Origin of the sequence: Methylobacterium variabile, assembly GCF_001043975.1 — a bacterium.
GTDB lineage: Bacteria > Pseudomonadota > Alphaproteobacteria > Rhizobiales > Beijerinckiaceae > Methylobacterium > Methylobacterium variabile.
The window spans coordinates 39,288-49,072 of record NZ_LABY01000024.1 but is presented as its reverse complement, the minus strand read 5'-3'; the positions used below and the strand labels follow the sequence as shown (position 1 = coordinate 49,072).

General features: G+C 59.9%; 6 protein-coding genes. All 6 read right to left on the bottom strand.

Annotation, left to right across the window (positions count from 1 at the left end):
- Positions 1-344 precede the first annotated feature (344 nt).
- Entirely contained in the window at positions 345-1,409 is a 1,065-nt protein-coding gene (repB, locus tag VQ02_RS35080) for a plasmid partitioning protein RepB (RefSeq protein ID WP_048442896.1), read from the bottom strand.
- A 4-nt stretch (positions 1,410-1,413) separates the two neighbouring features.
- On the bottom strand, positions 1,414-2,583 hold the full coding sequence (repA, locus tag VQ02_RS04155) for a plasmid partitioning protein RepA (protein WP_048442902.1): 1,170 nt from the start codon (positions 2,581-2,583) through the stop codon (positions 1,414-1,416).
- Between the two features lie 214 nt (positions 2,584-2,797).
- The gene (repC, locus tag VQ02_RS35335) at positions 2,798-4,039 is read right to left on the bottom strand and encodes a plasmid replication protein RepC (RefSeq protein ID WP_083469039.1); all 1,242 of its coding nucleotides are present in this window, start codon (positions 4,037-4,039) and stop codon (positions 2,798-2,800) included.
- Positions 4,040-4,219: 180 nt separating this feature from the next.
- Entirely contained in the window at positions 4,220-5,263 is a 1,044-nt protein-coding gene (locus VQ02_RS04150; protein ID WP_165088692.1) for a replication protein RepA, read from the bottom strand.
- A 931-nt stretch (positions 5,264-6,194) separates the two neighbouring features.
- On the bottom strand, positions 6,195-7,487 hold the full coding sequence (locus VQ02_RS04145) for a hypothetical protein (protein WP_048442894.1): 1,293 nt from the start codon (positions 7,485-7,487) through the stop codon (positions 6,195-6,197).
- A 3-nt stretch (positions 7,488-7,490) separates the two neighbouring features.
- Positions 7,491-9,779, bottom strand: coding sequence for a DotA/TraY family protein (locus VQ02_RS04140; protein WP_048442893.1), 2,289 nt, complete (start codon positions 9,777-9,779; stop codon positions 7,491-7,493).
- Positions 9,780-9,785: the final 6 nt, after the last annotated feature.

Below are 9,785 nucleotides of genomic sequence, written 5' to 3'. Positions count from 1 at the left end.
GATGTGGGTAAAAGGAAGCGTCACCGAGCGCTTACTCCGACCATCACCTCGACCGACCATTACAGGATGCGCTCGGCGCCCAGATTCAGGCAGTAATTTGTCCCTCATGGACGATGGTGATGATTGCGAAGTCGAGAGCGCTGTCGACGATCGCCTGGTAGTCCACACCGTCCCAGGCGGTGAGGTGGCCGCATCGGGGCAAGTTCCCGGGCCCGCTCACGGTTTGTACCCGTCGAAGGCCGCTAATGCCGTCGAGGCAAGCTTCCAGCGGACGGTGGAAGCATCCAATTGATCCTAGCATAAGGGGGAGTTCGTTCGATGCTTGAGGAAGATCGCGCCGGGGTTCACGCAGGACTACAGGGCTTTTGAGAACGTTCGCGTTGGAAAGCCGCGAAGAACTCAGGTAGGCGTTGGATCAAGAAATCGCCGAACTCTGGATGAAGCGTCTCATCGATGATCAGACCCACGGTCGTGGGCGTTCGCTCAATCCGGGCTAAGTGGCTCCCCTCCCCCGTCAGCCCCTTAATCGTCGCAAAGGATGATTCTGGAGGTGGTGCAGGTTTTACAGCTTCGAATATCCGCTGAAAGCGCATATCGGAGGAGAGGATCGTGAAGGTCTCTTCAGCGATGATCTCGTGCGTGCGCGCCTGCATGTCCGGACTGGCGAGCAGATCCGCCAGACGCATCCACCGACGTCGACCTGTTTTCGGTGCGGGGCCCACCGCCGCAACCACAAAGTCCGGCACTGCACGCCGCACCGCGATCAGGCGCGACAACTCGGTCTTGTCGACGAGTAGGGCAGCCATGATCACGTCCCGTCCGTGCCCGAGTCGTTCCAGCGTCAGGGCGAACGCGGCCCGCTCGATGAAGCTGAGGTCCTCCCGAGCGTTGTTCTCTTGTCCCTGGGTGACGACGAGTTCGGCGTCTGTGAGCGTTTTGACCAACGCGCGGACGGGTCGGCCCAGAGCAGCAGCGGCGCGGAGCCGACGATGACCGAACGCAACCTGGTAGCGTCCGTTAATCGAGGGATGTGGCCTCACCAAAATGGGTGTTTGCTGCCCTTGCGCGCGGATAACCTCGATAAAGGCGGTCTCGACTGTGCTATCGACCACCGGCAGTCGATCTGGGGCTGGTGAAGGATCAACGAGCTTGGGATCGAGATCGACGGCGACACTCCCAGACTTGAGCTGGTCCTCTACGAGGCGCGCAGACCCGGCCTGAGCAGTCAAACGTTCGAGCGAACGACTCATTGCACCGACGGCGCCTCGGCCCGCGAAGCTGGGAAGGAGCGGAGAGGTTCCCCCTTTCGAGTGCTCAGGCTCCGAAGCAGCCGCAGGTGAGTTGACCGCGGTCAACTCGGCCGCCTCGGTAGAGTCGAAAAGACCGGCGAGAAGATGCTTGCGGGACATCCGGTCAGCGTCCCCACGCCGTGCGAATCAGCGATTCGATCTCACCATTGACCGCGTTCAGGCTCTCCACGGCTCGGTCATAGGTCGCACGGGTGAACTGGTCACGGCTGACTTCAAACAGGGTTTGTTTGGTAATGCCAGCATCGGACACGGCCGTGCTTTTCAGCATCGCGTTCGTGAGCACGCGTTCCCCGAACAATGTTCGCATGAAAGCAACCATCTGCGTCTGAGGACTATCAGTTGGTTCGTAACGCGTGATGAGATAACGCATCCAATCGTAGTTCATGTCACCGCCCGCTTTAGCGACCACCCCGAGCATCTCGGAAGTCATCAACAAGAACTGGCACATCGACATAACATCGAGCATCTGCGGATGCACAGTGACAAGTACGCTAGTGGCCGCACACAACGCCGAGAGTGTTAGGTAGCCAAGCTGAGGTGGGCAGTCGACTACGACGACATCGTAGCGCGAGCCTACTGGTGCGAGTGCCTGTGCAAAGCGTGTGAAGAACAAGGAGTCCTCATCGCTTTGCCGAGTGAGGAGCGCGCGCGGAGTCTCGTGCTCGAACTCCATCAACTCGAGGTTACCTGGTACTAGATCAAGACCGGGAAAATAGGTCTCTTGAATGACATCTGTCAAAGGAAGACGTGCGTCATCGTATCGAATTGCCGCGTAGAGAGTTTCGTTATCTCGCACATCAAACTCAGGTTGTATCCCATGCAAGGCAGATAAACTTGCCTGGGGATCAAGATCGACTGCAAGGACCCGATATCCTTGAAGGGCCATATGTTGAGCAAGATGTGCCGCGGTCGTTGTTTTACCTGACCCCCCTTTGAAGTTTACGACAGCAATGACTTGCAGATGTTCATTGGCTCGGCGATCCTTCCGGTAACGCCGCCCGGTTTTTGCACTCTCATCGAGCACCCCACGCAACGCCTGAATATCTTCGCTTGAGTATGAACGCCTACCGGACGGTCCTATCTCGGGAGCAGGCCCCTTTCCGTCGAGAGACAGGCGCCGCAGGTAACCATCATCAACGCCAATGAGGCGAGCCGCTTCCCCGGATGAGAAGCGTCTCAGCTGTTTTCGGGCCTTGGGCGGGAACAGGCGCTGCCGATGCGACTGAAGTTTCGCCGACAATGCCTGCGCGTCGCTGGCGATCAAATCATGCATCGCCAGCGCGGCTGAGAGTGAGGAAGGTGAGGCGGCGAGCGCCGCGGAGTTGGTCACGGTTCCGAACTCCTGTCACGGTTTTTGCGGCGGCTATCGCCGCCCTGCCGTGAGACCTGCATAGGAAAGGTTAACAAAATGTTAACGGCCATGCCTTTCATTACACCACACCTTCCACGGCATATGCGCGTCACGACCGCGGCCGAGTTGACCGCGGTCAACCGGTCTGCCGAGGGAGATCGCCATTGGCTTTGGCTCCGACGGACGCGTTCTGCAGCCGCCACAGGGCGAGAAGCATCGGCCAAGCCGAGAATCCCTCAGATCGTGCTTTACGCGTTAAAGCCCGCAGGTAACCTCCCGGCGCGTGAATCACCGCAGCGCGTTGAAGGATTACGGACAACACGACTAGGGCCTGTTCCTGTCCCATAGCAGCGACAGCCTCGCTCCAGGCACTCGGACTGATTCCAAGTGATGGACGAACGACTTGGACAGCAGTCAATAAATCAGACCAATCCCTGATACCACTGCGTGCGTACAGAACCACTTCAGGACAGGCTTGGAGCACCATTGGCAACGGGAATGAACGAGGCGCGGTCCGCGTCGCTTCCGGATCGAGCTGTGCGGTACCGGCCAGGCTTCCTCGGAAGCGCTGTTCAGATTCTTTAGCAGGATCTGTTTTTGAACTCTGATAGTGGCGCTCACTCTGAGACTCATTGGTGCTCATTTTCGTAGTTTCCAGTGCCTCAGACAGCCACTTATCCACCTCTTCACGCAGCGCCCGCAGCGCCTCGGCTGCTGCTTGAAGAAGGGGCTTGGCAGCGCTACGCCTGGGCATGCCGCCGAGTTCCATGAACCGATCCGTCAGCGTCGACCACGGACCTGGCCAACGTACTTCCGCGGCCATGGCGAGGGTCTTGATGATATCGCGGCGATGTAGGGCGATCTGCTCGCGCAGGAGCACACACGCTCGTGCTGCCATCCGAACCTCCTGTGCGAGATCTGCGAACTCCGAAGCCCGTGCAAGCAGCGGCGTCAGATCGAATCCAAAGGCTTGTGTGATTGCCCCATCGGTATCACGGCGTGCGTACCGCTTACCGTTCGGGCTATCGCGCCGAATTACCAGACCAGCGTCGACGAGCTGGGACAAGGCCCGCCGCAGCGTCGCTGGGGAGGGGCCATGCGACCGCATTAATAGCTCGCGGTTCGAGGGAAAGACCACGAGTTCCGTGCCCGGTGCTAGCGCCGTTTCTGGATGGAATGTGAGCAGTGCGCTGAGAACCGCGAGAGCACGGTCCGATACAGCGAGACGGTTCTTCGCCTCGGTGATGTCGCGGAAAATGCGCCATTTGTGCGCGACGGCGTCTTCAGGGCAGGCCTTAGCCGTTGACTGCGCAGCCATCATGGCGAGCGAGAGTGGCCGCCGTCCGAAGGGCGTCGTGGGTTGAGATCCAGGATGCATCGTCCTCGCCTGGGTTGAGGCAAGAGAACAGCGTCCGCCGAGGCGAAGCCACGTCGTACATGCTTGACAGCGATGTCCGGGAATGATTCTCTGAGGTTGTCCAGACGACAGAGAGGGCTTCCGGGGCGATTGTCTCGGGGGCCTTTTCTTTTGCCAGATTGCTCCGTTCGGGGTTGAAGGCTAATCGACTGCCAACGCGACGCGGTGAGCGCGGTTGGCAACGGAATCGTTGGTGGGAGACTGGCGCGTCAGCGCAGCCTCTACCGGAACTAGCAGACCCACTTCGCTCTCGCAGCCGCCGGTCTGATCCACGACACGTGCGGCTTTGCGAGATCGCGACTTCGTAGAGGTGCGACGGGCTGCGCTTTTGGCCATCGCGACGAAGGCACGACGCAGCTCGGCGGGCTCCGAGTGTCGCAGCACAAGTCCTTCTCCCGTCATCGCGACATTCGCCTCAGGATAAGCGTCGAGCGTTCTCTTGATCGACTCCGAGAAGGCTTGCTTGAAGCGTGAGGCGAACTCAGAGGAGCCGAACTGGGCCATCAGATCGCGCCAGGTCAGCAGTTCGCTCTCACCGTGGGATAGAAGAGGCAAGCGGTAACAAAGATAGACCAGAATATCGATTGCCATAGCGTTGTGTGCGACTTGCTTTAAACGCGCTGTCGGCACAGGGATCGAATGCCGCGTGAAGCGATCGTAGGCGTTCTGGCTGAGCATCAAGGCTTCCGGCCAGCGCATAGCGCTGTGACCGCCCGACGCCCAGACCTCAAGATCATCGTCCTTAAAGGCGCCCCCTTCGATCAAGCTCTCGCGCTTGAAGACGTGTCCACCCTCATCTCCATTTAGGATCATCGTGAAGATAGGAAAGCTGAGACGGACCAGCTGGTCCTTAGTCGGACCAATCGATCCCCGCTCTCCGCCTGTGACAGGCAGTCCAACCGCTTGCAGCCACTCTGTGATCCGGCCCATCTCCATCCAGCGATCGCCGGCGCTGCGCCGCGGATCACGCGCCTCGGTGGCCAACCACATCGAGAGGAGGCGGGCTTTGGGCCCGAAAGGCACCCCAACCTCGATCTGACACCCGTTGGGCAGAACGAAGCGGGCTGGCTCGACGGTCAGTGAGAACCGGCCGTCACGCCGGCTCCACGGTTCCATCGTGTTCTTTGGGCGGCGGAGCGGAAGCCCGGCGATGCAGAAGCCCTTGTGGAGGAAAGACACATCCATGCGGCCTTCGACGGCTGGGCCGACGCTCTGCCGCGACCCAGTCGTCACACTCTCAGGGTGTAGCAGGCTCTGCTCCCACAGGCTCAACTGGCGGGCTTCTGCGGCATTCATGGCCGGCCTCGATCTCCTCGTGCCAATCGAACGGCAACCTGGAGCTTATCAGGCGGGAGTCGCCGCCCATACGCAATCTTCGGTTTTCCGAATTTTGATGTGGCGAACGGGAATTTTTACAAAACTCAGCGCAGGAGCGCCATTCCCGGAGCCTGTCAGGCCTCGCCGGCATCCGTCCTTCGTGCCGAAGGTGTAAAAAATCAGCGCCTCGGGGAGCCCATTTGGCAAAACTCAGCGGGATCCGCGCCATATCGCTCCTCAAATGGGCTCCGGATCCCGCCCGATCACAGGACAATCGCTCCTGCACGCTGATTTTTGTAAGCCCCCGCAAGATCGCCGCGACGGTAGGCCTCCGGACGCGGCCGGCGCTCCGCTGAATATTTTCATCGCTGGCTCAACCGCGCTGATTTTTGTAAGTGGGCGCCCGCCAGCGCGGCCTAAGAGCGCCCCGCCCTTCGAGGTGTCGTACTTCCGACCATGAGCCGGACTCGGTTTGGTTGCTCCGCGGGTAGTTCCTACCTCAGTTAGGCTTGCATGCGGCTGTACAGGGCTGCGGTTGTCGCGACGCTGCCGAAGCAGTATCGAATAGGTAGACTGAAGGCCAGATTACCCATTCAAAGCCGATGAAACGGTACATATTCGGCCGCTACAAACATGCCTTGCTCGAAAATTAACATGTTCACGCATCTTTGATCAATTTGAGATGACAATATCTTAGATTTAACTGTATATATCTAACATTTCATTATTTTGATTTTATCAAATTTTTAAATATATTCGTACACTGTGCATAGATCATCGTTTTTTATAAATTGGCAAATTAGAGATTGGTTCCTGCTGGAAGCGTGATGTCCAACACAAATGGACAATCCTTAATTGTAGAGATGATCTTACCGGTGCTGGGCTTGGTAGCGAGCGCAGTCGGTCTCTCCTGGATGCGCAGAGCACCGATTTTCCGGGTCGCCTTGTCAATGTGACTGACCGGTCTCGCTGGGAGGGAGAGGCTGCTGATCGCGCCCGCCTTCATGGCAGCGGCCCGAAAGCGCCTTGCTGAACCACCCGACAAGGTCTCAGGATAGACCACGTGAATGAGGCTGTTCGCGCCGTGGCCTGGTCGGTCCTCCGCAAGAGCTTCAATGCAGCGCGCGATCACGAGCGCAGTGGTGAGGGGGGAGGAAGGGCGGATGCAGACCAACCCGCCGGCCGAGATAGCCGAGCGCAGCTCGAAGCCATCAGAGAGCGAAACGCTTTTGAGGCTGGCAATCTCCACCGCGTGAGCTGCGAGGGCTTTGCGCCCGACCTCACGCTTCTCCTTCACGATGTCACGGAGCGGTTTGATCGCCGCCTTGAGGGCGGCACCGTCGGCGGACGAGAGCTGCGCAGCGCTGGCCTCCCCTCGGCCGATTTCGTACTCACCTCTAACTAGACGATCGAGTGCGGCTTCGTCGACGAAGGCTGGGTAGAGCTCAAACGGGTTCTTCTTGTGGCGGGCGCCGAGCATTATGAGGATCGGCATGAGCGCCGCGTGCAGAGCGCTGGCCTCGGGCACCAGGCGCAGATCCGCGACGGCTGCAGCCAGGGTCGAGGGCGCGATCCGCAGCGGTGGGGTTGGCACGACCTTGAAGTCGATGGAGTAGATCTCGTTGTCCCGCCCGAAGGGTCTTGCCACGTCGGCAAGTTGGCCAGATAGCATCTCCTCGTCCTCGGTGTCATGCTGAATGATGATGGCGCCAATGCAATTGGCACAGGCGCCGAAGACGAGGCTGCTGATCGCCATCTTGTGCCAAGTCGGGGTATTGCCTTCTAAGGACAGGCCCTGAACGAGGTCTTGGCGTCGAAGCCAAACCTGGCCCGTGGCAGCAAGGCCAATCGGCCAGGTGGCGTCGCCGCGCAGACGCGTGGTGTCGTCGCGGTAGCCACGTCGTCCAAGATGGAGAGGCACGCGTGCCGGCGCCCGCCAAGTGCGCCAGCCATAGGTGAAGTGGTGCAAGAAGCGGTATCCGGCGTAGGCCAGGATCACTTCGGGCACGAACGGGGCGGCGATCGCCGACAGGGAGAGGGCAGTCGCAATCCCGAAATGCGTCGCGACTTCTTTAGGTGTAGCATCGTTCATCGATTACAATCCCTTACCCTTGTCCTGGCCGCGTATCAGCGAAAGCATGGTCTTGCCGGACTGGCGCGAGCCTAACATTGTGCCAGAGACCAAGGCGCCAGCTGTTCTGCTCGCGTTTCTGCTTAGGATCTGGTTGGGCGAGGTCGGCATGAAGATGCCGGCCGCGGCCATCGCAGTCGTGTTCCCTGTGCGGCGTTCGATCTGCGCACCGACCCATGACAACACGGTCTCAGGCAACGCGCTGATCTGGCCGGCGGACAGCATTACAATTGAGAACAGGATGACGGCGTAGACGAACAGCCCAGCGGTCCCGACCATCGCGTAGGCGATAGTGCCGTCGGGCGAGATCATCGCGAGCGCCCCTCGGAAGAAGATGTTGGTGATGTCGATGCCTACCCGCATCAGCAGGAGTGAAACGAGCAGACCGATCACAATGAGGGGTGGACGGAGCAGGATGCCGAGGAAGAATATGTAGCCCTGACCGCTGTTGCCGACGAAGCTATCGGAGCGGGCCGGCATGAACTTGGTGAGGAGCCAGATCGGTACGGCGATCATCGCCTCAGCAACAACGAGAAACCAGTTGAAGGTCGCCATTAGAAAATGGACGATGACGACGAATGGTACGAGGCCGACCAGCATGAAAGCGGCCGCGAACAGGATAGTAGCTAGAAAATATAAGAAGCCAGAAGCCCTCTCGAGTCCTTGTTGCGTTACGTGTGCAACCGGGTGTTTCAGTAACCCCAAACCCCACCCGACAAAGTCGGATCCGGCACCTGCCCCCGTCGCTGCGAGACCCCAATTCGCAATGCTCTGGCCGATCTCCTGCACCTCGAGGATTGGATCTTTCCACGACCCGCTCTCGGGCCTGCTGATGACGCTGAGCACGCCCGAGTAGATGGCCGAGAGTGCCCTCGCGAACTGGCTGGGCGGGTCTGCTTGCGCGGCCGGATCATCGCTGGTGATGCGCGCGACGCTGCCTGAGCCCTGCGCGGCGATGTAACCGCTGAACGTCCCGACGTAAGTGACGTTGCGCTGCGCCTCCTCGACGAGCGGCCAGTAGGCGCTGTGGCCGAGAGAGGGCATGTAGGTGGTGATACTGGCCGGGGGCACTGCCCTTACGGAGGCGCTCGGACCGGCGGAGGCGGCCAAGAGCTTGGCTTGAACGAGGCTCATCGAGCGCTGCCACATTGCGGCAGAGAGCCAGCCGTTCTCTGTGGAGTTCGAAAGGTAGTTGCGAAGCGCTTGGTTTAGTTGATTGTTGCTACTCTGAGTCAAGATTTGGTTGACGCTGCTATATGCTGAGTCGACCGCCTCCTTGATACGGTTTTTGATTGACTCGTCGTCGCGGCTGCCGGACATGATGGTCGTGGCGATCCCGCTCGCGGCCCTGTCGAGGCCGCCGATCGCCGCCTGAAACGCGCGCTGACTCTGTTGCTCAGCCAGAGCGATCAGGGTTGCTGTCGTGCTGGCGTCATTAGCGTCGTCGAAGTTCACACTGATCTTCTGGTGCTCGTAGATCACAGACCCACAGAGGTTGTTTGATCTGCGGAAATACCCGTTAGAATCAGCAAAATAGTAGGTTGTCGTTTGCGGGCTCCACGATCCGAAACTTCCTCTATCGACGATGGTTCGGGAGACGATCGACGCGGCATTGTTCCGACCTGAGACGTTGTTGGCATATTGCTGCAACGATTGGGCACAGACGTGGCCATAGAGGCGTCCTTCCAGCACCTTGGCGAGGTTGCCGCGCAGAGCGAAGTCGCCGAGCGCCTGGGCCGGCTGGGTGAGCGTGCCGTACATGCCGGTGAGCTGGGTCCCAGCGACTCGGGTCCAGAGGGTGTCGCCAAAGCCCGAGCCCCAGACCGCGATCTGCACTACCAAGATCTGTACGAGTGACAATCCGGACTTGATCGGCAGGCTGAGGATCGCGCCGGTCATAACCCGCAGGAGGGTGTACTTGGTGCTCGATTGCCGCCCGAATGCCTGGCCGTCGTTTGCCGTGTCGGCGACCATCGAGTAGAGCAGGTAGCAGCCAAGGATCGTCGAGAGGATCAGGCAGCCAACGTTGAAGTACCCCAAGGCGACGGTGAGCGGCCGGTCGTCGGTGCAGGTGGCGGCGGTCCACACGCCATCGACCACGCAGCCAAGGAGCTTGCGCAGGTTGATGAGCGCCAGGTCGTTCTGGACCGGCGTGAACATCTCCTTGCCCGTTGTCTGGCTCTGGGCGGCCGTCGCGGCCGCAAGAAGGCCGAAGCTGCCAGCGCTGGTGGCGGTGGCGGTCCTGCGAAGCATGGGAGT